General features: G+C 59.4%; 19 protein-coding genes. 9 read left to right on the forward strand and 10 right to left on the reverse strand.

Going from position 1 to position 23174, the window contains the following annotated elements; translation table 11 throughout:
• Window positions 1-463 precede the first annotated feature (463 nt).
• The 7 genes from CKW16_RS28075 (at window position 464) to CKW16_RS28105 (ending at window position 12389) form a co-directional block, all read left to right on the forward strand.
• Window positions 464-2515, forward strand: coding sequence for a bifunctional diguanylate cyclase/phosphodiesterase (locus CKW16_RS28075; RefSeq protein WP_095132490.1), 2052 nt, complete (start codon window positions 464-466; stop codon window positions 2513-2515).
• A 208-nt stretch (window positions 2516-2723) separates the two neighbouring features.
• Window positions 2724-4070 (forward strand): imelysin family protein, encoded by a 1347-nt coding sequence (locus CKW16_RS28080; RefSeq protein ID WP_095132492.1) that lies wholly within the window; start codon window positions 2724-2726, stop codon window positions 4068-4070.
• A 284-nt stretch (window positions 4071-4354) separates the two neighbouring features.
• The gene (locus CKW16_RS28085; protein ID WP_095132494.1) at window positions 4355-5782 is read left to right on the forward strand and encodes a di-heme oxidoredictase family protein; all 1428 of its coding nucleotides are present in this window, start codon (window positions 4355-4357) and stop codon (window positions 5780-5782) included.
• Window positions 5783-5808: 26 nt separating this feature from the next.
• Entirely contained in the window at window positions 5809-6873 is a 1065-nt protein-coding gene (locus CKW16_RS28090) for an imelysin family protein (protein WP_095132496.1), read from the forward strand.
• A gap of 14 nt (window positions 6874-6887) precedes the next feature.
• Window positions 6888-7985, forward strand: a complete 1098-nt coding sequence (locus CKW16_RS28095; RefSeq protein ID WP_095132498.1) for a DUF1513 domain-containing protein — start codon at window positions 6888-6890, stop codon at window positions 7983-7985.
• A 203-nt stretch (window positions 7986-8188) separates the two neighbouring features.
• Window positions 8189-9337, forward strand: coding sequence for an efflux RND transporter periplasmic adaptor subunit (locus CKW16_RS28100; protein WP_095132500.1), 1149 nt, complete (start codon window positions 8189-8191; stop codon window positions 9335-9337).
• A gap of 13 nt (window positions 9338-9350) precedes the next feature.
• Entirely contained in the window at window positions 9351-12389 is a 3039-nt protein-coding gene (locus CKW16_RS28105) for a multidrug efflux RND transporter permease subunit (RefSeq protein ID WP_095132502.1), read from the forward strand.
• A 172-nt stretch (window positions 12390-12561) separates the two neighbouring features.
• On the opposite strand, the gene CKW16_RS28110 is transcribed toward CKW16_RS28105, so the two are convergent.
• From CKW16_RS28110 to colR, 5 genes are all read right to left on the reverse strand, one after another.
• Window positions 12562-12789: a hypothetical protein gene (locus CKW16_RS28110; RefSeq protein WP_095132504.1), complete on the reverse strand. Its 228-nt coding sequence runs from the start codon at window positions 12787-12789 to the stop codon at window positions 12562-12564.
• Between the two features lie 2 nt (window positions 12790-12791).
• Window positions 12792-13505 (reverse strand): lipopolysaccharide kinase InaA family protein, encoded by a 714-nt coding sequence (locus CKW16_RS28115; RefSeq protein WP_095132506.1) that lies wholly within the window; start codon window positions 13503-13505, stop codon window positions 12792-12794.
• 4 nt (window positions 13506-13509) lie between these two features.
• Window positions 13510-14178, reverse strand: a complete 669-nt coding sequence (locus CKW16_RS28120) for a class I SAM-dependent methyltransferase (protein ID WP_095132508.1) — start codon at window positions 14176-14178, stop codon at window positions 13510-13512.
• A gap of 153 nt (window positions 14179-14331) precedes the next feature.
• The gene (locus CKW16_RS28125; protein ID WP_095132510.1) at window positions 14332-15615 is read right to left on the reverse strand and encodes a HAMP domain-containing sensor histidine kinase; all 1284 of its coding nucleotides are present in this window, start codon (window positions 15613-15615) and stop codon (window positions 14332-14334) included.
• Window positions 15605-16288: a two-component system response regulator ColR gene (colR, locus tag CKW16_RS28130; protein WP_095132512.1), complete on the reverse strand. Its 684-nt coding sequence runs from the start codon at window positions 16286-16288 to the stop codon at window positions 15605-15607. Before colR ends, CKW16_RS28125 begins: the two co-directional genes overlap by 11 nt.
• A 218-nt stretch (window positions 16289-16506) precedes the next feature.
• On the opposite strand from colR, the gene CKW16_RS28135 reads away from it, so the two are divergent.
• Complete coding sequence (locus CKW16_RS28135) at window positions 16507-17250, forward strand: phosphatase PAP2 family protein (protein ID WP_095132514.1); 744 nt, start codon at window positions 16507-16509, stop codon at window positions 17248-17250.
• A 192-nt stretch (window positions 17251-17442) separates the two neighbouring features.
• On the opposite strand, the gene groL is transcribed toward CKW16_RS28135, so the two are convergent.
• The 4 genes from groL to CKW16_RS28155 form a co-directional block, all read right to left on the reverse strand.
• Window positions 17443-19086 (reverse strand): chaperonin GroEL, encoded by a 1644-nt coding sequence (gene groL, locus CKW16_RS28140; protein ID WP_008155543.1) that lies wholly within the window; start codon window positions 19084-19086, stop codon window positions 17443-17445.
• Between the two features lie 49 nt (window positions 19087-19135).
• Window positions 19136-19429: a co-chaperone GroES gene (locus CKW16_RS28145; protein WP_019827816.1), complete on the reverse strand. Its 294-nt coding sequence runs from the start codon at window positions 19427-19429 to the stop codon at window positions 19136-19138.
• A 247-nt stretch (window positions 19430-19676) separates the two neighbouring features.
• On the reverse strand, window positions 19677-20153 hold the full coding sequence (locus CKW16_RS28150) for an FxsA family protein (RefSeq protein WP_017340554.1): 477 nt from the start codon (window positions 20151-20153) through the stop codon (window positions 19677-19679).
• 66 nt (window positions 20154-20219) lie between these two features.
• Entirely contained in the window at window positions 20220-20951 is a 732-nt protein-coding gene (locus CKW16_RS28155) for a HugZ family protein (protein ID WP_095132517.1), read from the reverse strand.
• Between the two features lie 166 nt (window positions 20952-21117).
• Here CKW16_RS28155 and CKW16_RS28160 point away from each other — a divergent pair, with 166 nt between their 5' ends.
• Window positions 21118-21876 (forward strand): SDR family oxidoreductase, encoded by a 759-nt coding sequence (locus CKW16_RS28160; protein WP_095132519.1) that lies wholly within the window; start codon window positions 21118-21120, stop codon window positions 21874-21876.
• A gap of 145 nt (window positions 21877-22021) precedes the next feature.
• Here CKW16_RS28160 and apbC read toward each other — a convergent pair whose 3' ends face one another.
• Complete coding sequence (gene apbC, locus CKW16_RS28165) at window positions 22022-23116, reverse strand: iron-sulfur cluster carrier protein ApbC (RefSeq protein WP_046047101.1); 1095 nt, start codon at window positions 23114-23116, stop codon at window positions 22022-22024.
• Window positions 23117-23174 lie beyond the last annotated feature (58 nt).

The raw sequence follows: 23174 nt of genomic DNA on the forward strand, positions 1-23174 counted from the left end.
GGAGTACTCGGACACGGAACTGGAAGCTCGCAGATGCGGTGTATTTAAACCCGGAACGCCCTGAAATTAGGGGCGCAACGGGCTAACAACTGTAGGAGCAAGGCGACAGGTACCTTGACACGTACCGCGTTTGCCAAAAGGGACTCGCCGTAAGGGCGAAACCATTAGCAGCCGTTACCGCAGAAATGGATATACACACCAGACCAAATCCCCACAGCGAACCCTTGCCCCAACGCCACAGCCGTCTAACATCAACCAAACGGAAAATATGTCCCAATCCCCCCTCAAGTTGAAGGCCCCAACAACCGACACAGTACAACCAGTACAAATACTCCAAACAACAGCATTTCGGCCAAGCTACAGGCAAAACCCCATGTGATTGATTGTCCCTTTGACTGCCATCACCGGATTGCCAATACTCATGGCAACTTGACGCTACCCGCACGGAACAAGGAATGACTCTTTGAAGCTGGAACTCAAGAACAGCTTGTCGGTGAAGTTGCTTCGGGTCGTGCTCCTGTCGGCATTGATCGTCGGCGTAGTCTTGAGCTGCGCGCAGATCGTTTTCGATGCCTATAAAACACGCCAGGCCGTGGCCAGCGATGCCCAACGCATCCTCGACATGTTCCGCGACCCCTCGACCCAGGCCGTCTACAGCCTGGACCGGGAAATGGGTATGCAGGTGATCGAAGGCCTGTTTCAGGACGACGCTGTGCGCAAGGCCTCCATTGGCCATCCCAACGAAGCCATGCTCGCGCAAAAGTCTCGCGAGCTGCAGCATTCCGACAGTCGCTGGCTGACCGACCTGATCCTCGGCAAGGAACGCACCTTCACCACCCAACTGGTGGGGCGCGGCCCTTACAGCGAGTATTACGGCGACTTGAGCATCACCCTCGACACTGCCACCTATGGCCAGGGTTTCATCGTCAGCTCGGTGATCATCTTCATCTCCGGCGTATTGCGTGCGATGGCCATGGGGCTGGTGCTGTACCTGGTCTATCACTGGCTGTTGACCAAGCCGCTGTCACGGATCATCGAACACCTCACGGAAATCAATCCGGATCGCCCCAGCGAACACAAAATCCCGCTGCTCAAAGGGCATGAAAAGAACGAATTGGGGATCTGGATCAACACCGCCAACCAGTTGCTCGAGTCCATCGAACGCAATACCCATTTGCGCCACGAAGCGGAAAACAGCCTGCTTCGCATGGCCCAGTACGACTTCCTCACCGGCCTGCCGAACCGCCAGCAATTGCAGCAGCAACTGGACAAAATCCTGGTCGACGCCGGCAGGTTGCAACGTCGGGTCGCGGTATTGGTGGTCGGCCTGGACGACTTCAAGGGCATCAACGAACAATTCAGCTACCAGACCGGCGACCAACTGCTGCTGGCCCTGGCCGATCGCCTGCGAGCTCACAGCGGACGCCTTGGCGCCCTCGCCCGCCTCGGCGGCGACCAGTTCGCCCTGGTTCAAGCCGACATCGAACAACCCTACGAAGCGGCCGAACTGGCCCAAAGTATTCTCGATGACCTGGAAGCGGCCTTTGCCCTCGATCATCAAGAGATTCGCCTGCGTGCGACCATCGGCATCACCCTGTTCCCCGAAGACGGTGACAGCACCGAGAAACTGCTGCAAAAAGCCGAGCAGACCATGACCCTGGCCAAGACTCGCTCGCGCAACCGTTATCAGTTCTATATCGCCAGCGTCGACACCGAGATGCGCCGCCGTCGCGAGCTTGAAAAAGACCTGCGCGACGCCTTGACCCGTGGCCAGTTCTACCTCGTCTACCAGCCACAGATCAGCTATCGCGATCACCGGGTGGTGGGTGTCGAGGCGCTGATTCGCTGGCAGCATCCCGAGCACGGACTGGTTCCGCCGGACTTGTTCATCCCCCTGGCCGAGCAGAACGGCACCATCATCGCCATCGGCGAATGGGTGCTGGATCAGGCGTGCAAGCAATTGCGCGACTGGCATGACCTGGGTTTCGTCGACCTGCGCATGGCGGTGAATCTGTCCACGGTGCAGCTGCACCACGCCGAGTTGCCACGGGTGGTCAACAATTTACTGCAGATGTATCGCCTGCCACCGCGCAGCCTGGAGCTGGAAGTCACCGAAACCGGCCTGATGGAAGACATCAGCACGGCCGCCCAGCACCTGCTGAGCCTGCGTCGCTCCGGTGCGCTGATCGCGATCGACGACTTCGGCACCGGTTACTCGTCATTGAGCTATCTGAAAAGCCTGCCGCTGGACAAGATCAAGATCGACAAGAGCTTCGTTCAGGACCTGCTCGATGACGACGACGATGCGACCATCGTTCGGGCCATCATCCAGTTGGGCAAGAGCCTGGGCATGCAGGTGATTGCCGAAGGCGTGGAAACCACCGAGCAAGAGGCCTACATCATCTCCGAGGGCTGTCACGAAGGTCAGGGCTATCTCTACAGCAAGCCGCTGCCGGCGCGTGAATTGAGCGCGTATCTGAAACAGGCTCAGCGCAGTAACGCCGCTATTTTGTAGAGATCCGAAAATCGCAGCCTCATTTCACTCTGTAGCAGCTGTCGAGTGAAACGAGGCTGCGTTCTCTTGATCCACGACACAACTCCCCCCTGAATAAGAAATATTTACAAGCACAACCCTTTACACATAATGCGAAAGATTTGCATTATGTCGCAGTTTTGCGCGCTTGCTGCGCCATTCCACCCCCTCTCGAAGCAGGATGTTCGCCATGATTCGTATGCCTCTGGCTACCGCCAGTCTGTTGGCCATCGCTATTTCCCTCGCCGGTTGTGGCGAAGGCAAAGACAAAGCTGTCGCTGCGCAAGCACCGACGCCGGCCGCCAGCACCACGGCCCCGGCTGCTGCGCCTGCCGCTGTCAGTAAAGTCGACGAAGCCGCCGCCAAAGCCGTTGTCGCGCATTACGCCGACATCGTCTTCGCCGTTTACAGCGATGCCGAATCCACCGCGAAGAGCCTGCAAACCGCCGTCGACGCCTTCCTCGCCAAGCCGAACGCCGACACCCTGAAAGCTGCCAAGGCTGCCTGGATCGCTGCCCGCGTTCCTTACCTGCAGAGCGAAGTGTTCCGCTTCGGCAACACCATCATCGACGACTGGGAAGGTCAGGTGAACGCCTGGCCACTGGACGAAGGCCTGATCGACTACGTCGACAAATCCTACGAGCACGCACTGGGTAACCCGGGCGCCACGGCCAACATCATCGCCAACACCCAGGTTCAGGTCGGCGAAGACAAGATCGACGTGAAAGACATCACCCCGGCCAAACTCGCCAGCCTGAACGAGCTGGGTGGTTCCGAGGCCAACGTTGCCACCGGCTACCACGCCATCGAATTCCTGCTCTGGGGCCAGGACTTGAACGGCACCGGCCCTGGCGCCGGCAACCGTCCAGCTTCCGACTATCTGGAAGGCAAAGGCGCAACCGGCGGTCATAACGATCGTCGTCGCGCTTACCTGAAGTCCGTGACCCAACTGCTGGTCAGCGACCTGGAAGAAATGGTCGGTAACTGGAAGCCGAACGTGGCCGACAACTACCGCGCCACCCTGGAAGCCGAGCCAGCTGAATCCGGCCTGCGCAAAATGCTGTTCGGCATGGGCAGCCTGTCCCTGGGCGAACTGGCGGGCGAGCGCATGAAGGTTTCCCTGGAAGCCAACTCCCCGGAAGACGAACACGACTGCTTCAGCGACAACACCCACAATTCGCAGTTCTACGATGCCAAAGGCATTCGTAACGTGTACCTGGGCGAATACACCCGCGTCGACGGCACCAAAATGACCGGTGCCAGCCTGTCGTCCCTGGTGGCCAAGGCTGACCCGGCTGCCGACACCGCGCTGAAAGCCGACCTGGCTGCGACCGAAGCCAAGATGCAGGTCATCGTCGATCACGCCAACAAAGGTGAGCACTACGACCAACTGATCGCCGCCGGCAACACCGCTGGTAACCAGATCGTTCGTGACGCTATCGCTTCCCTGGTCAAGCAGACCGGTTCGATCGAAGCCGCCGCTGGCAAACTGGGCATCAGTGACCTGAACCCGGACAACGCTGATCACGAATTCTGATCAACGCTGGCTGAATAAAAAGGCGACCTTCGGGTCGCCTTTTTCATGCCCCTCGCCTCACGCCGATCGTTCCCACGCTCTGCGTGGGAATGCCTCAACGGACGCTCCGCGTTCGGCTCTGGATGTGACGCGGAGCGTCACGGGCTGCATTCCCACGCAGAGCGTGGGAACGATCAGTGACGATCAGTTGCGCTACATCAACCAAACGATAATTCCTCTTATTCAATCTCCCATGCCCTGTTAGACTTTGCGCCCCTTGTTTTGCTCGTCTAGCAGGATGTCTGATGCCCTCGCTGCCTCTTCGCTTGTCCGCACTGTTGCTGGCCCTGGGCCTGAGTGCCTGCGATGACGCCCCGCGTTTTACCCAGGCCGAACCCGGTGAAGCCCGGTCCGGTGGCAGCGCGACCGTGCGCAAGACCGATCAGAACTCATTTTCTTTGCCGTCCGCCAACCTGTCGCCGTCACGGCGGGTGGATTTCAGCGTTGGCAACAGTTTCTTCCGCAACCCCTGGGTGATCGCTCCGTCGACCACCACCGCCAGGGATGGTCTCGGCCCGTTGTTCAATACCAACGCCTGTCAGGGCTGCCACATCAAGGACGGCCGCGGTCATCCGCCCACGCCTGATGCGCAGAACGCCGTGTCGATGCTGGTGCGCCTGTCGATTCCCGATACGCCGGCCTATGCCAAGGTCATCGAGCAACTCGGTGTCGTCCCGGAGCCGGTCTACGGCGGACAATTCCAGGACATGTCCGTGCCGGGTGTCGTGCCGGAAGGCAAAGTGCGCGTCGATTACACGCCCGTTCCGATTCGCTTCAAGGACGGCACCGAAGTCGAGTTGCGCAAGCCGACGTTGCAGATCACCCAGTTGGGCTACGGCCCGATGCACCCTGACACGCGTTTCTCGGCCAGGGTTGCACCGCCAATGATTGGCCTGGGCCTGCTCGAAGCGATCCCCGACGAGGCGATCCTGGCCAATGCCGAGGCTCAGGCAAAAGACAAAAACGGTATCGCCGGACGCCCGAACCGGGTCTGGGATGACGCGCAGCAAAAAACCGTCCTCGGGCGATTTGGCTGGAAGGCCGGACAACCGAACCTCAATCAACAGAATGTTCACGCGTTTTCCGGTGACATGGGCCTCACCACGAGCCTGAGGCCCGTCGACGACTGCACCGACGCGCAAACCGCCTGCAAACAGGCACCGAATGGCAATGGCCCGGATGGCGAGCCGGAAGTCAGCGACAACATCCTGCGCCTGGTGCTGTTCTACAGCCGTAACCTCGCCGTACCGGCCCGCCGCGATGTCAGCGCCCCCGAGGTGCTGGCCGGCAAGAATCTGTTTTTCCAGGCCGGATGCCAGTCCTGCCACACCCCGAAATACACCACCGCCGCCAACGCCGCAGAACCTGAACTGGCCAATCAAGTGATTCGCCCTTACAGCGATCTGCTGCTGCATGACATGGGCGACGGTCTGGCCGACAACCGTACCGAATTCCAGGCCAGTGGCCGCGACTGGCGCACCCCGCCGTTGTGGGGCATCGGCCTGACGCAGGCGGTCAGTGGGCACACCCAGTTTTTGCACGATGGTCGCGCCCGCAATCTGCTCGAAGCCGTGCTCTGGCATGGCGGCGAAGCCACAGCGGCGCAGCAACAGGTTTTGTCTTTCAATGCCGAGCAGCGCGCTGCGTTGCTGGCGTTCTTGAATTCCCTTTAATACGTATTCCATAGCGGGAGCCCGACATGTTCCGTCCCAAATTGTTGTTCACCAGCCTTGCCGCGCTAGCCTTGGGCGCCTGTTCGCCGCAGGATCCGCAGGCCGTCACGTCAGCAGCCATCGCCAAATCGGTGATCCTGCCGACCTACACGCGCTGGGTTGAAGCCGATCGCCAACTGGCCGTCAGTGCGTTGGCCTACTGCGAAGGCAAGGAAAACCTCGACACCGCCCGCGCCGACTTCCTGCACGCGCAGAAAGCCTGGGCCGAGCTGCAACCGCTGCTGATCGGGCCGCTGGCCGAGGGCAATCGCGCCTGGCAGGTGCAGTTCTGGCCGGACAAGAAAAACCTCGTCGGCCGTCAGGTCGAGCAACTGGTCACCGCACAGCCGCAGATCGATGCCGCTGCCCTGGCCAAGTCCAGCGTTGTGGTTCAAGGCCTTTCCGCCTACGAATACATCCTGTTCGACAGCAAGCCTGATGTGGCCAACGCTGAACAGAAAGCCAAGTACTGCCCGCTGCTGATCGCGATTGGTGAGCGTCAGAAACAACTGGCCGAAGAAATTCTGAAAAGCTGGAACAACACCGACGGCATGCTCGCGCAGATGAGCAAATTCCCGAACCAGCGCTACGCCGATTCCCACGAAGCCATCGCCGATCTGTTGCGCGTGCAAGTCACCGCCCTCGACAGCCTGAAGAAAAAACTCGGCACGCCGATGGGCCGTCAAACGAAGGGTGTGCCACAACCGTTCCAGGCCGATGCATGGCGCAGCCAGTCGTCCCTGACCGGTCTCGAAGCCAGCCTCGCCGCCGCCAAAACGGTGTGGGAAGGCGTCGACAACAAAGGCCTGCGCGGCCTGTTGCCGAGCGAGCAAAAACCTTTGGCCGACAAGATCGACGCCGCTTACGCCGCGTCCCTGAAACTGTTCGCCAGCAACCAGCGTTCGCTGACTGAAATGCTCAACGACGATGCCGGTCGCCAGCAACTCAACGACATCTACGACAGCCTCAACGTCGTCCATCGCCTGCATGAAGGCGAACTGGCCAAGGCGCTGGGCATCCAACTGGGCTTCAACGCCAACGACGGTGACTGATGAGGGCAAGTTCCATGCTGCGACGCCAGGCTCTGACGTTAGGTAGTTTACTGCTGGGTGCGGTGACACTGGGCGGCTGGACGCTGTTCAAGCAGAAGGACAAAAGCCCGCTGCTGCTCTCGGCGCGGGACGATACCGACGGCAAGCACTACGCCGTCGGTTACCGGCTGGACGGCACCCGGGTGTTTGCCACCCAGGTCGGCCAGCGTTGCCACGACATCATCAACCACCCGACGCTGCCGATTGCGCTGTTCGTCGCCCGTCGTCCTGGCACCGAGAGTTACCTGATCGACCTGCGCGACGGCACGCTGCTGCAAACCGTGACCTCGCTGCCGAACCGGCACTTCTACGGTCACGCGGTGATTCACAAGAGCGGCGACTGGCTGTACGCCACCGAGAACGACACCTCCGATCCGGGTCGCGGCTTGCTCGGTGTGTATAAGTTTGAAGGTGAGCGACTTATCCACAGCGGCGAGATCCCCACCCACGGTGTTGGTCCGCATCAGGTGTCGTGGATGCCCGATGGCGAAACCCTGGTGGTGGCCAACGGCGGCATTCGCACCGAGGCCGAAAGCCGCGTCGAGATGAACCTCAACGCCATGGAACCGAGCCTGGTCCTGATGCAACGGGACGGCACCCTGCTGAGCAAGGAAACCCTCGCCCAGCAGATGAACAGCGTGCGGCATTTGGGGATTGCCAGCGACGGCACCATCGTCGCCGGTCAGCAGTTCATGGGGCCGTCCCATGAGTCGTCGGAGCTGCTGGCGATCAAGCGGCCCGGCCAGCCGTTCGTGGCCTTCCCGGTGCCTGAGCATCAGTTGCAGGCCATGGGGCATTACACCGCCAGCGTCGCGGTACACAGCGAACTGCGCCAGGTCGCGTTGACCGCGCCCCGGGGCAATCGCTTTTTCATCTGGGACCTGGACAGCGGTGAAGTGCGCCTGGACGCGCCGCTTCCCGATTGCGCCGGGGTCGGCGCGGTAGCTGATGGCTTTGTCGTGACCTCGGGTCAAGGACGCTGCCGCTTCTACGACTGCCGCCAGACAAGCCTTGTTTCAAAACCCCTCGATCTACCCGCAGGGCTCTGGGACAACCACCTTCACCTCATCTAAACACGGTCCTTTGTAGGAGCCGAGCTTGCTCGCGATGGCGGCGGCACATCCTACATCGCGGTAACTGACACACCGCTATCGCGAGCAAGCTCGGCTCCTACAGGTTTTGCGCTTGCCTGTAAAAAGTGGCAGTTGGAATCCCCGGCACACTCGGAGTAATGTGCCCGACTGTCTCACCTGATTTTCTCCAAGGAAGTGGAAATATGCTGCGTCGCCGCATGCTGATCATGTTGGGTGTTGTTTTGCTGATCGTGCTGGTGCTGGCCGGTTACAAAGCCTTCTCCATCTATACGATGATTCAGGGCTTTGCTGTGCCGAAACCAGCGATCAGTGTCGCCGTGGCCACGGCCACCGAACGGCCATGGCAAGCCCGCCTGCCCACCGTCGGCACGCTCAAGGCGCTGCAAGGCGTGGACCTGAGCCTGGAGACCGACGGCACCGTCATCGATTTGCAGTTCGAGTCAGGTCAGAAGGTCAAGGTCGGCCAACCGCTGCTTCTGCTTGATAGCGTGGTAGAAACCGCCCTGCTCGAAACCGCTCAGGCTGACCTGGGTCTGGCGCAGCTCGATTACGGTCGCGGCAGTCAATTGGTGGGCAGCCAGGCCATTTCCAAAGGCGAGTTCGACCGGCTCTCTGCAGTGCTGAAAAAGAGCCGGGCCACGGTCAATCAGCTCAACGCGGCACTGGCTAAAAAACGCTTGCTCGCACCGTTCAGCGGGACCATCGGCATTCGTCAGGTGGACATCGGTGACTATCTCGCCAGTGGCACCATGATTGCCACCCTGCAAGACCTCAGCAGCCTCTATGTAGACTTCTTCGTGCCCGAGCAGTCGATACCGAAGATTGCTCTCGGCCAACCGGTACAGATCGTTGTCGCGGCCTACCCGACACAAACCTTCCCCGGCACCATCAGCGCGATCAACCCGAAAGTCGAAAACAGCACGCGCAACGTCCAGGTCCGCGCGACCCTGGCCAATCCCGACGGCAAACTGCTGCCGGGGATGTTCGCCAGCCTGCAAGTGTTGTTGCCCGACCCGCAGCCGCGCATCGTCGTGCCGGAAAGCGCGATCACCTACACGCTGTACGGCAACTCGCTCTATGTCGTCGCGCAGAAAAAAGCCGAAGACGGCAGCCTGGAAAAAGACGACAAGGGCCAACCGATCCTGATCGCCGAACGGCGTTTCATCGAAACCGGCGAGCGCCGCGATGGGCAAGTGATGATCACCAAAGGTGTGCAGAACGGCGAAAAAGTGGTCACGGCCGGCCAGATCAAACTGGACAACGGCGCACACATTGCGATTAGCGACGACAAGACCTTAGCCGAGAAGAACAGCCCGCCGCGCGCGGACTGATCAAGGAATCCCCATGGCTTTTACCGACCCGTTCATCCGCCGCCCGGTGCTCGCCACCGTGGTCAGCCTGTTGATTGTGCTGCTGGGCTTCCAGGCCTGGAGCAAGTTGCCGCTGCGCCAATATCCACAAATGGAAAACGCCCTGATCACGGTGACCACCGCTTATCCCGGGGCCAACGCCGAAACCATTCAGGGCTACATCACCCAACCGATGCAACAAAGTCTGGCCAGTGCCGAAGGCATCGATTACATGACCTCGGTCAGTCGCCAGAACTTCTCGGTGATCTCGATCTATGCGCGCATCGGCGCCAACAGCGACCGCTTGTTCACCGAACTGCTGGCCAAAGCCAACGAGGTGAAGAACCAGCTGCCTCAGGACGCCGAAGACCCGGTACTGAGCAAGGAAGCCGCCGACGCCTCGGCACTGATGTACATCAGCTTCTTCAGCAAGGAACTGAGCAACCCGCAGATTACCGACTACCTGTCGCGGGTCATCCAGCCGAAACTGGCGACCCTGCCGGGCATGGCTGAAGCCGAGATTCTCGGCAACCAGGTATTTGCCATGCGTCTATGGCTGGACCCGGTCAAGCTCGCCGGTTTCGGCCTGAGTGCCAGCGACGTGACCGATGCAGTGCGCAAGTACAACTTCCTCTCCGCCGCCGGCGAAGTGAAAGGCGAGTATGTCGTCACCAGCATCAACGCCAATACCGAACTCAAATCCGCCGAAGCCTTTGCCGCGATTCCGCTCAAGGTCGAGGGCGACAGTCGCGTGCTGCTCAGCGATGTGGCGCGGGTTGAAATGGGTGCGGAAAACTACGACTCGATCAGCTCCTTCGGCGGCACCCCCTCGGTGTACATCGGCATCAAGGCCACACCCGGCGCCAACCCGCTGGACGTGATCAAGGAAGTGCGCAAGATCATGCCGGACCTGGAAGCCCAGCTGCCGCCGAACCTCAAAGGTGAAATCGCCTACGACGCCACGCTGTTCATCCAGGCCTCGATCGACGAAGTGGTGAAAACCCTGTTCGAAGCGGTGCTGATCGTGATCGTGGTGGTGTTCCTGTTCCTCGGCGCGCTGCGGTCGGTGGTGATCCCCGTAGTCACCATCCCGCTGTCGATGATCGGCGTGATGTTCTTCATGCAGATGATGGGCTACTCGATCAACCTGCTGACGTTGCTAGCGATGGTATTGGCCATCGGTCTGGTGGTGGACGACGCCATTGTGGTGGTGGAAAACATCCACCGGCACATCGAAGAAGGCAAGACGCCGCTGGATGCGGCCATCGAAGGCGCCCGGGAAATCGCCATGCCGGTGGTCTCGATGACCATCACCCTGGCGGCGGTCTATGCGCCGATCGGCTTCCTGACGGGGCTCACGGGGGCGCTGTTCAAGGAGTTCGCCCTGACCTTGGCCGGCGCGGTGGTGATTTCGGGCATCGTCGCCCTGACCCTGTCGCCAATGATGTGCGCCTTCCTGCTGCGTCACGACGAAAATCCCAGCGGTCTGGCCCATCGCCTGGACCTGATTTTCGAAGGCCTCAAGCGCCGTTACCAAAGCATGCTCCACGGCACTCTCAACACCCGGCCGGTGGTGCTGGTGTTCGCGGTGATCGTGCTGTGCCTGATTCCGGTACTGCTCACGTTCACCAAGTCGGAACTCGCGCCGGACGAGGACCAGGGCATCATTTTCATGATGGCCAACGCCCCGCAACCGGCCAACCTCGACTACCTGAGTACCTACACCGACGAGTTCGTCACGATCTTCAAGACGTTTCCCGAGTATTACTCGTCGTTCCAGATCAATGGCTTCAACGGCGTGCAATCGGGCATCGGTGGCTTCCTGCTCAAACCGTGGAACGAACGCAGCCGCACTCAGATGCAAATCCTGCCCGAGGTACAGGCCAAACTGGAGAGCATTTCCGGACTGCAGATCTTCGGCTTCAACCTGCCTTCCCTGCCCGGTACCGGCGAGGGGCTGCCGTTTCAGTTCGTCATCAACTCCGCCAAGGATTACGAGTCGCTGCTGCAAGTGACCGACCGGGTGAAAAAGCGGGCAATGGAGTCCGGCAAGTTCGCCTTCGTCGACGTTGACCTGGCGTTCGACAAACCTGAAGTGGTGGTGGATATCGATCGCGCCAAGGCCGCGCAGATGGGTGTTTCCATGCAGGACCTGGGCGGAACGCTCGCGACATTGCTGGGTGAGGCGGAGATCAACCGTTTCACCATTGAAGGTCGCAGCTACAAAGTCATCGCGCAGGTCGAACGGCCCTTCCGGGATAACCCCGACTGGCTGAACAATTATTACGTCAAGAACACCCAAGGCGAACTGCTGGCCCTGTCGACCCTGATCACCGTGACCGACCGGGCGCGTCCACGGCAGTTGAACCAGTTCCAGCAACTCAACTCGGCCATCCTGTCCGGGGTGCCGCTGGTCAGCATGGGTGAAGCCATCGACACCGTGCGCCAGATCGCTCGGGAAGAGGCCCCGGTGGGTTATGCCTTCGATTATGCCGGCGCATCACGGCAATACGTCCAGGAAGGCAGTGCGCTGTGGGTCACCTTCGCCCTGGCGCTGGCGATCATTTTCCTGGTACTGGCCGCCCAGTTCGAAAGCTTCCGCGATCCGCTGGTGATTCTGGTGACCGTACCTTTGTCGATCTGTGGTGCGCTGATCCCGCTGTTCCTGGGCTGGTCGAGCATGAACATCTACACCCAGGTCGGCCTGGTGACGTTGATCGGGCTGATCAGCAAACACGGAATCCTGATCGTTGAATTTGCCAACCAGTTACGCAAGGACAAAGGCCTGACGCCGCGCGAGGCCGTGGAGGAAGCGGCGGCCATTCGTCTGCGTCCGGTGTTGATGACCACGGCGGCGATGGTGTTCGGCATGGTGCCGTTGATCATCGCCACCGGGGCGGGCGCCGTCAGCCGGTTCGACATCGGCATGGTGATCGCTACGGGGATGTCGATCGGGACGTTGTTTACGTTGTTTGTGCTGCCGTGCGTGTACACGTTGCTGGCTAAACCCGATAAGTCTAAAGAACACACATAACCTTGTGGGAGCGGGCTTGCTCGCGAATGCGGTGTACCTGTCACATCAATGCTGAATGACACACCGCATTCGCGAGCAAGCCCGCTCCCACATTTGGTCGATGTCGTTGCTGAAAGGCGGGAATAAAAAAGGCCTCGCATTAGCGAGGCCTTTTATTTGGGCTTCAATCTGTTCAACTTTGCGGCCTCAGTCCTTGAGAAAGTCCGAACATGAACAGCAACAAATCATGATCGGGGCGGGGTGCCACGGATGCCTTCGCAACTCGTGGCATTGGACAATGCGCGTCGCCGCTCACTGAACTGAGGACCTGCGGGCGGGGCTGCTCCCATGCCGCCACCGCCAGTGAAGCAACTGCCAAGGCTCCTATTAAAAATACACCTCGTGCAATTTCGAGTTTCATTGCTATAAGCCCTTGATAGCGCTGCCAAACGCCGTCCTATAAAAATAGACGAGTTTCTGCCAGTCCGTCGTGCTGAACGACGAGTGGCGACGCAGTTGCTTCATGTCATGAGTAGCCGCTTGCCGGGCGGTCAAACGCTGCCGACATTTCTCCAGATCGATCAAGGCCACTTCAACTTTGGCAGCCTCGCCTTCGCCGGTGACGCGCACGAATACGTGCTTGGCATAAAGGCAGCTGTGCTGCCAGCGGCCCTTGTGCATCCGGGCCAGGTTCTCGGCCAGCTCCTTCAACACTCGATCATGCACAGCCTCACCGTGATGCTCGCGACCGCCGCCAGCGTACCAGTGATCGATTTCCTCGAAGCCGTCCAGCGCCTTGGTGATCAGCAATGCGCGCCATTTATGCACCGGATCGCGCTGTGCACCGCAGAAAACGATTTCCGGAACGCAAACGTCGAGCAGGTTCAGGCCGATGAGCGCATCGCGCTCGCGCAACACCGTCGGTCGACCGAACGGGTGCAGCAAGCTGCGATGGATATGCCCGGATTGACGTTTAACGTACAGCAGCTGTCCATCGCCGCTCACTACGCGCTGCACACCGCTTTCTCCACCGCGACGAACGTTGGGTTCTTCTACCCATTCACCGCGCTGATTCCAGAAATAGTCGAAGCGGTCCTGAGGAGCGACGTCCGTTTCTGCTGCATATTGCACTGCCATTCTGTTACCTCTTGCGTAAAACGTAGACCCGCCACATGGCATAGAGCGGTAAAAAGTCCAGTTGTTCCTGTATACGAAAACCCGCCTGCTCAAATTCCTTTTCAACCGTAGCAGCCGGTAACACAAATCGATTTTGGTAACCTTCCTGCTCACGGGTTTTCTCGAGGCGCTTGCGTTTCCACGCCTTGAAATTGCCGTCCACCCACAGAGAAAGGATCACGCTATCACGCGTGACGCGCTCGAATTCACGCAAAATAGCCAGTCGATGCTCGGCTTCACCGATGTGATGGAGCAAACGCATGCAGAAAATGCTGTCGACGGCGTTATCAGGCAAGGCAATGTCGAATGCAGAAGTGTGCAAGGGTTGTACCCGTTTCACCACCTCGGCAGGTTGCGCCTGCATGGCAATCTTCAGCATGGATTCGGAGTTGTCGGCGCCAATGATCACTCGATTGGTTTTTTCCGCCAGCAATGGCCAGAAACGTCCCGCACCACAGGGCAAATCGAGGATCAGCCCCGGCTCACCGACCAGTGCCAGCGCCTTGCGTGCCAGTTGCTCGTCACGCCAGTGAGACAGGCGGCGGCCAAGGCCATCCTTATGCTTGCGCAGGTATCGTTGGGCGTGCTGATCATCATATTTTTCGGAAAAATCCAGTTTGATCGGGCCAGCCATCACCAAGGTCTCCTGAGCTGCTGATGGCACCTACGATAGGTAGCGCCGTGTCAGCGACAGGTCATTCCTTTGTGAAAAAAACGTCATGTAAAACACCAAATTATTTCGAGGTTTTGCAGGGCGGCAATGATGGCTCTAGGCCGTTGCGCCCGATCAGCTCACATCCGACGAACACAACTCCACCTCAAAACGACAGCCATTGGGCTCCATGTTCGTCAGGCTGACGTTCCAACCCTGGTTCTCACAGATCCGCTGCACCAGCGACAGCCCAAGCCCCAAGCCCTCACCGCGTTTCTCGTTACCCCGCACGAACGGCTCGAACATCGCCACGCGTTTTTCCTCGGGAATGCCCACGCCACTGTCCTCGACCATGAAACCCGTGGCCGTCAGGGTCAGGCGGATGAACCCGCGCTCGGTGTAATGCAGCGCGTTACGCAGCAGGTTGCCCATGACCGCGTGCAGAAGCGTTGCGTTGTAGCAAGTGTTGGCCGGATTGCCCGGCTCAAAGATCAGCGCCAGCCCCTTGGCCTCGATCGGCTCGCGCCACAAATTGAGCAGTCCATCGGCGACCTGGCTCAGGGTCTGCTGGGGCGACATGCTGGCGTCTTCACGTTGTGCGCGGGCCAACATCAGGAAGGTTTGCACCAGCTCGCGCATCTCCTCACAAGCACGGGCGATTCGCTGGACCTGTGCACGTCCACGCTGATCGATGCCGGGGTTTTCCAGCAGCAGCTCGCAGGAACTGGCGAGCACCATCAATGGCGTGCGCAGCTCGTGGCTGACGTCACTGGTGAATAACCGTTCGCGGGTCAACGCCTGGCGCAAGCGACCGAGAGTGGCGTCGAAGGCCACGGCCAACTCGCCCACCTCATCAGCGGCGTAATCCGGCGCCAGCGGTGGCGCAAGACCTAATAATTGATCACGGTGACGGACCTGACGGGCCAGTCGCACCACGGGCGCCATCACTTTGCGCGCCAGTACCCAGCCAAGAAACACCGCCAATGCCAGACTCAGGACGAAGCCCACCAGCACCACGGCAAACAGCACCCGTTCACGCTCTTCGAAATCGCTCTGATCCTGCAACAGCACATAATGCCGACCGTCGACGACTTCGACCATCGCGTGATACGACAGCTGTTCGCGAAACACTTCGTGAAAACCCGGGGCCAGGTGCCGCAGGTCCTTGGGCAGCTCGAAATCCCCCGGCCCTCCGCTGAAATAGAACAGCTGGTCCGGCTCGGGACGGTGGCTCCAGTCCGACACGCTGTCCATCAGCAACAGACGTTGCAAATCACCGCCCAGACCTGCCGAAATCAGTTTTTCTTCGACCAGGTGCACGGTCGCCACAATGCCCATGGCGAAGGCCCCTGCCACCAATGCGCTCATCAGCGCAAAGGCGATGATGATCCGTTGAGCAAGGCTCTGTTTAAACTCCATCTCGGCCCTCGGCCAAGCGATAACCCACACCGTGCACGGTTTGCAGCAACGGTTTGGCGAACGGCTTGTCGATTACCTGGCGCAATTGATGGACGTGGCTGCGCAGGCTGTCGCTGTCCGGGCAGTCATCACCCCACAGCGCCTCTTCGAGAATTTCGCGGCGCAATACGTGCGGGCTTTTTTGCATCAACACGGCCAGTAACTTCAGGCCCACCGGGTTGAGCTTCAGCAGTCGCCCTTCGCGGGTGACTTCCAGAGTATCGAGGTCGTAGATCAGATCGCCGACCTGCAGGGTGCGGCGACCGCCACCTTGGGCACGACGCATGACCGCCTCGATGCGCGCCGCCAATTCAGACAGCGCAAAGGGTTTGATCAGGTAGTCATCGGCACCGGATTTGAAGCCTTGCAGCCGGTCATCCAATTGATCGCGAGCGGTGAGCATGATCACCGGCGTGTCGCGGCGCGCGTCTTCGCGCAGGCGTTTGCACAGGGTGTAACCGTCGATACCTGGCAACATGATGTCGAGTACGATCAAGTCGTAATGCTCGGTAGCCGCCAGGTGCAAGCCTGACAAGCCGTCCTGCGCGCAATCCACGGTATAACCTTTGAGCCCCAGGTAATCGGCCAGATTGGCCAGGATATCGCGGTTGTCTTCAACCAATAGAATTCGCATGGGTGTCTCCTGCGTACACAGTAACGGCCGTCTTGGCCCGCGCAGCTTAAGGCCAAGTGTGGCTGAGGGCTAGGACTGCGTGCAGTTGTAAATCCACCCCAAAAACCCGGGATGGCTTTAACGACTTTTTCACTATCGATTCACACGCCGACGACAGAATCAGGCTCAAACTCCGCGCGGCTGCGTTTTCAGAACATTTCACCGACCAAGGAACTGCCATGGTTTCGACTGCTGTCCGCCCCGCCTCCCGCCCGCTGAATTTCTGGGTGTGCCTGGGCGTTCCCGCCATCGCGGCGATCGTTCTGGTGCTGCTCGAACTGACGTCCCTGGACATGGACCTTGCCAAGCTGTTCTATGACCCGGTCGCGGGGGATTTCATCGGGCGGCACAGTTACTTCCTGGAAGAGATCCTGCATGACCGCGCCAAGCAGGTGGTCATCGCCTTCTCGGTGTTGGCCATCTTCGGTTTCATCGCCTCCTTTTTCATGGACAGGCTCAAACCGATCAAACGGGAACTGGGCTGTCTGGTGCTGTCTCTGGCGCTGGCGACCTCCTTCGTCACGCCAGTCAAAGCGGTGACGGCCGTTCAATGCCCGTGGAGCCTGGAGCAATTCGGCGGTCACGAAACCTATAGCGAACTGCTCAGCCCTCGCCCGCACACCGATAAACCGGGCCGTTGCTGGCCCGGCGGTCATGCGGCAACCGGTTTCACACTGTTTGCACTGTTCTTTGTCCTGCGCGACCGTCGTCCGCGTCTGGCGCGCAAGGCGTTTGTGTTCGCTTTCGCGCTGGGCACGGTGTTTTCCATCAGCCGGATGATGCAGGGGGCGCACTTCTTTTCGCACAATGTGTGGACGGCGATTTTCTGCTGGCTGATTTGTCTGGGGGCGTATTACTACATCCTTTATCGGCCGGCGCCGAAGGATGAGCGAGCGACCAAGGCGGAACCGGTCAGCGCCTGAAACACAGTTCAAATGTGGGAGCGGGCTTGCTCGCGAAGGCGGTAGATCAGTCAACTTATGCGTTGAATGAAACACCGCTTTCGCGAGCAAGCCCGCTCCCACATTTGACTGATGTGACTATCAAAACTCCGGGCAATAAAAAGCCCCGCCTGCTTATCGCAGGCGGGGCTTTTTTATAGGGGTAAGGCTGGCTTACATCATGCCGCCCATACCGCCCATACCGCCCATGTCTGGCATGCCGCCGCCAGCTGGACCGTCTTCCTTGATCTCAGCGATCATGGCTTCGGTGGTGATCATCAGGCTGGCAATCGACGAAGCCGCTTGCAGAGCCGAACGAGTCACTTTAGCCGGGTCCAGGATACCCATTTCGATCATGTCGCCGTATTCGCCGGTAGCAGCGTTGTAACCGTAGTTACCCGAACCCTGCTTGACCTTGTCGACCACTACGCTTGGCTCGTCACCGGAGTTGGCAACGATCTGGCGCAGTGGCGCTTCAACAGCGCGACGCAGCAACTGGATGCCAACGTTCTGGTCATCGTTGTCGCCTTTCAGCTCGGAGATTGCCTGCAGAGCGCGAACCAGTGCCACGCCGCCGCCAGGTACCACGCCTTCTTCAACGGCTGCACGGGTAGCGTGCAGGGCGTCTTCAACGCGGGCTTTCTTCTCTTTCATTTCAACTTCGGAACCAGCGCCAACCTTGATCACTGCAACGCCGCCGGACAGTTTGGCCAGACGCTCTTGCAGTTTTTCACGGTCGTAGTCGGACGAAGTGTCAGCCACTTGCTGACGGATCTGCAGAACGCGAGCCTGGATGTCAGCCTCAACGCCGGCACCGTCGATCACGGTGGTGTTTTCTTTGGACAGGATCACGCGCTTGGCATTACCCAGGTGTTCCAGGGTAGTGCTTTCCAGGCTCAGACCGATCTCTTCGGAGATAACGGTACCGCCAGTCAGAACAGCGATGTCCTGCAGCATGGCCTTGCGACGGTCGCCGAAGCCTGGAGCCTTGACGGCTGCGACTTTAACGATGCCACGCATGTTGTTCACAACCAGAGTCGCCAGGGCTTCGCCTTCAACGTCTTCGGCCACGATCAGCAGTGGACGGCCAGCTTTGGCAACGGCTTCCAGTACTGGCAGCATTTCGCGGATGTTCGAGATCTTTTTGTCGACCAGCAGGATCAGCGGACCGTCCAGCTCGGCAGTCATGGTCTCTGGCTTGTTGACGAAGTACGGGGACAGGTAGCCACGGTCGAACTGCATGCCTTCAACAACCGACAGTTCGTTTTCCAGGCCCGAGCCTTCTTCAACGGTGATCACGCCTTCTTTGCCGACTTTTTCCATGGCTTCGGCAATGATGTCGCCGATGGAGCTGTCGGAGTTGGCCGAGATGGTGCCGACCTGAGCGATGGCCTTGGTGTCAGCGCAAGGCTTGGACAGGGCTTTCAGCTCTTTGACGATAGCGATGGTCGCTTTGTCGATACCGCGCTTCAGGTCCATCGGGTTCATGCCGGCAGCGACGGCTTTCAGGCCTTCGTTGACGATCGATTGAGCCAGAACGGTAGCGGTGGTGGTGCCGTCGCCTGCGTCATCGTTGGCACGGGAGGCAACGTCTTTGACCAGCTGCGCGCCCATGTTTTCGAAGCGATCTTTCAGCTCGATTTCTTTGGCAACGGACACGCCGTCCTTGGTGATGGTCGGAGCGCCGAAGCTCTTCTCGATGATCACGTTACGGCCTTTAGGGCCCAGGGTCGCTTTTACTGCGTCAGCCAGGACGTTGACACCGGCGAGCATTTTCTTGCGGGCGGAATCGCCGAATTTAACTTCTTTAGCAGCCATGATCGATATTCCTTAAATACTTTGTAGTAGCGGGAAAATGAGCGGGGAATCAGCCTTCGATAACAGCGAGAATCTCGTTCTCAGCCATTACCAACAGGTCTTCGCCGTCGACTTTCACGGTGTTGCTGCCGGAGTACGGGCCGAACACAACCTTGTCACCCACTTTAACGGCCAGTGCACGCACTTCACCGTTGTCCAGTACGCGGCCGGTACCGACAGCGAGGATCTCGCCGCTGTTGGCTTTTTCAGCAGCCGAACCTGGCAGGACGATACCGCCAGCGGTTTTCTTTTCTTCTTCGCTGCGACGGATGACGACGCGGTCATGCAGAGGACGAAGCTTCATTGTCGATCTCTCCTAATTGTGGTTTTCATCGGCCGGTGTATTCCCGGCGGGTTTAACAAATCCGGCGGTGCCGGGTGCGGTTCGTCGAGCGAACCGCGGAAGTCTGTCTGGCGTAATCGCCAGAAACCTTGCGGTGACCGTTACATAAGGGCGCATAAGCTTATTACAAGGGCGGGGATCGAAATTTTTTACATCGATGACCCGCAAACGAACACGGCACCCGAAGGTGCCGTGCAGGTGAAACGATTTACTTGGAGTCGCGGTGTTCAAACTCGCCTTCGATCACATTGGGCTCACGCCCCAGCGGCTGCTGCGGAGCAGGACCGCCACGTGGCTGAAGGTCGTCGGCGAACGCACGCTGACGGATGGCCGCCTCTTCGGCACGCTGGCGCATTTTATTGGCCAACAGTCGACGAGAGATCGGCAGCAACATGATCAGACCCAGCACGTCAGTGACGAAGCCCGGCAGGATCAACAGACCACCCGCCAGTGCCAGCATCAAACCTTCGAGCATGGTCTGGGCCGGCAGCTCGCCGCGGTTCAGGCTTTCACGAGCACGCAATGCGGTTGCCAGACCAGCGATACGCAGCACGAACACGCCGAGCATCGAGCCGAGAATGACCAGCAGCAGGGCCGGGAAAAACCCGATCGCCCCGCTGACCTTGACGAATACGAACAGCTCCAACACCGGAAACAGTACAAAGAGCAATAAAAAAGGGCGCATCAAATGGTTCCTCAACGCAAGAATGCCTTGCCAGTCTTCCCTAGATGACGTCGCCGTTTCGTGAATTCAAGCGTCGGCCACTTCATTTTTCGGCCAATGTTCGGCGTGAGCCAGGAAAACCAAGGCTTCGCGTACTTGTGTCGGCGTATTACACGACGCTTGAAACGGCAGCCAGTAGAGCCCCTGACCGATGCGCAGGTGCATGCCTTCGGTGTCGATACCCGCCAGTTGCGCCGGTTCGGTTTTCGGCAGGCCCGCCAGTTCGACGTAGTGGGCGATGGCTTTGGCGTGATCGGCATTCATGTGCTCGACCATGCTCGCTTCGGCTTTTCCGGCGAACGGGTTGGCCAGCGTTAACTGATCGACCCAGTGAATCGCACCGAAGCCGCCGATGTAACGGTGACGTACTGGTTTGAGCACCCAGAAATCGAAATCGTGGGCCTTGTGGTAGCTCTGCGAATCCGGGAAATAGCGATAGTAACGCTCAGCTGCCGCTTCGATAGCGGCCTCGTCCTCGAGCTTTTCCGCTTCGGCGAGGTAGGTCAGCCGACCAACGGCTTGCACGTCTTCGGCCCCGCGCTCACCCACAAACAGTGAGCATTTTGGATCCTTCTGCAGGTTATGCGTGTGCTGGGCGATGCGGCTGATAAGGATCAGCGGCCGGCCCTGTTCATCCAGACAGTACGGAACCACGGAACCAAACGGGAAACCGGGCATCGCCTTGGAGTGCGTCGAGAGCACTCCACGGTATTCCTTGAGAAGCAATTCTCGGGCATTCTTGGCCGCTTCAACGCTCAATTTATGACTCCTTATTAGAATCCGTCAAAAAAACGGACAGGCGCCTGGGGATAAGTTCCAGTACGCCATCGGGCAGTTCTCATGTGCAGCCAGGCCGTCAGGTGCAGATCGAGAGGCTACTCTCTGAAAGGAAACCACTCCTCTGACCTGCTATCGGGGCATGCGAATGAAACTCACTGACAAAGTAATCATTATCACCGGCGGTTGCCAGGGTTTAGGCCGTTCCATGGCCGAGTATTTCGCCGGTAAAGGGGCGAAGCTGGCGCTGGTGGACCTGAACCAGGAAAAGCTCGACGACGCCGTCGCCGCTTGCACGGCTAAAGGCGTCGAGGCTCGCGCTTACCTGTGCAATGTCGCCAATGAAGAGCAAGTGACGCACATGGTCGCCCAGGTGGCCGAAGACTTCGGCGCGATCCATGGCCTGATCAACAACGCAGGGATCCTGCGCGATGGCTTGCTTATCAAGGTCAAGGACGGCGAGATGACCAAGATGAGCCTGGCCCAGTGGCAGTCGGTCATCGACGTCAACCTCACCGGCGTATTCCTGTGCACCCGTGAAGTCGCGGCCAAAATGATCGAGCTGAACAACAGCGGCGCGATCATTAATATCTCGTCGATCTCCCGCGCTGGCAACGCCGGCCAGACCAACTACTCCGCCGCCAAGGCCGGTGTCGCCGCGGCGACTGTGACCTGGGCCAAGGAATTGGCACGCTACGGTGTTCGTGTGGCAGCCATTGCACCGGGCTTTATCGAAACCGAAATGACGCTGAGCATGAAGCCTGAGGCGCTGGAGAAGATAACGTCCGTGATTCCACTCAAGCGCATGGGCACGCCTGAAGAGATCGCCCATTCAGCGGCCTACATTTTCGAAAACGACTACTACAACGGTCGGATTATGGAGCTGGATGGCGGGTTGCGGATCTAGGGTCAACACAAAACAAATGTGGGAGCGGCGGTGCGACGATTCGACTTGCTCGCGAAAGCGGTGTATCAGTCAACATTAATGCTGAATGACACACCGCTTTCGCGAGCAAGCCCGCTCCCACAATGGATCGCATTTCTTCAGTGAATCAATCGTCGCTGATTGTGATGTTCGGCATGGCCGGTGTCGCCGCTTCCTGCAACACGATCCGCGCGCCGACATGGCGGGCCAGTTCCTGGTAAACCATCGCAATCGGGCTGTCAGGCTCGGCGATCACCGTTGGCTTGCCGCCATCGGCCTGTTCGCGGATGGCCATCGCCAGCGGCAACGACGCCAGCAGCTCGACGCCGTACTGGTTGGCCAGCTTCACACCACCGCCCTCACCGAACAGATGCTCGGCATGCCCGCAGTTGGAGCAGATGTGCACGGCCATGTTTTCCACCACGCCCAGCACCGGAATGTTGACCTTGCGGAACATTTCCACACCCTTGCGCGCGTCCAGCAATGCCAGATCTTGCGGCGTGGTAACGATCACCGCGCCGGCCACCGGGACTTTCTGCGCCAGGGTCAGCTGGATGTCGCCGGTGCCTGGCGGCATGTCGATGACCAGGTAATCGAGGTCGCCCCAGGCGGTCTGAGTGACGAGTTGTAACAAGGCGCCGGAAACCATCGGCCCGCGCCAGACCATCGGCGTGTTGTCGTCGGTCAGGAATGCCATGGACATGACTTCGACACCGTGGGATTCGATCGGAATAAACCACTTCTGATCCTTGACCTTGGGTCGGGTGCCTTCGGGGATACCGAACATGATGCCCTGGCTCGGTCCGTAAATGTCCGCGTCGAGGATCCCGACCTTGGCGCCTTCGCGGGCCAGGGCCAGGGCCAGGTTGGCGGCGGTGGTTGATTTGCCCACACCGCCCTTGCCGGACGCCACGGCCACCACGTTCTTGACGTTGGCCAGCCCCGGGATCTGCGCTTGAGCCTTGTGCGCGGCAATGACACTGGTGATCTCGACGCGGGCGATGGTCACGCCGTCCAGCCCTTCAATGGCCATTTGCAGCAACTGCGCCCAGCCACTCTTGAACAGGCCGGCGGCGTAACCCAGCTCCAGCTGGACGCTGACGCGATCACCCTGAATGTCGATGCCGCGTACGCACCCGGCGCTGACCGGGTCCTGGTTCAAATAAGGGTCGGTGTATTGGCGAAGGACGGCTTCCACCGCTGCGCGATTGACGGCGCTCATGGGCAACTCCGATAGCAAGACTGGAAAATCAGGCGGGTATCGTACCTGTTCTATAGTC

Source organism: Pseudomonas sp. Irchel s3h14 (assembly GCF_900187425.1).
In the GTDB taxonomy this organism is placed as follows: domain Bacteria; phylum Pseudomonadota; class Gammaproteobacteria; order Pseudomonadales; family Pseudomonadaceae; genus Aquipseudomonas.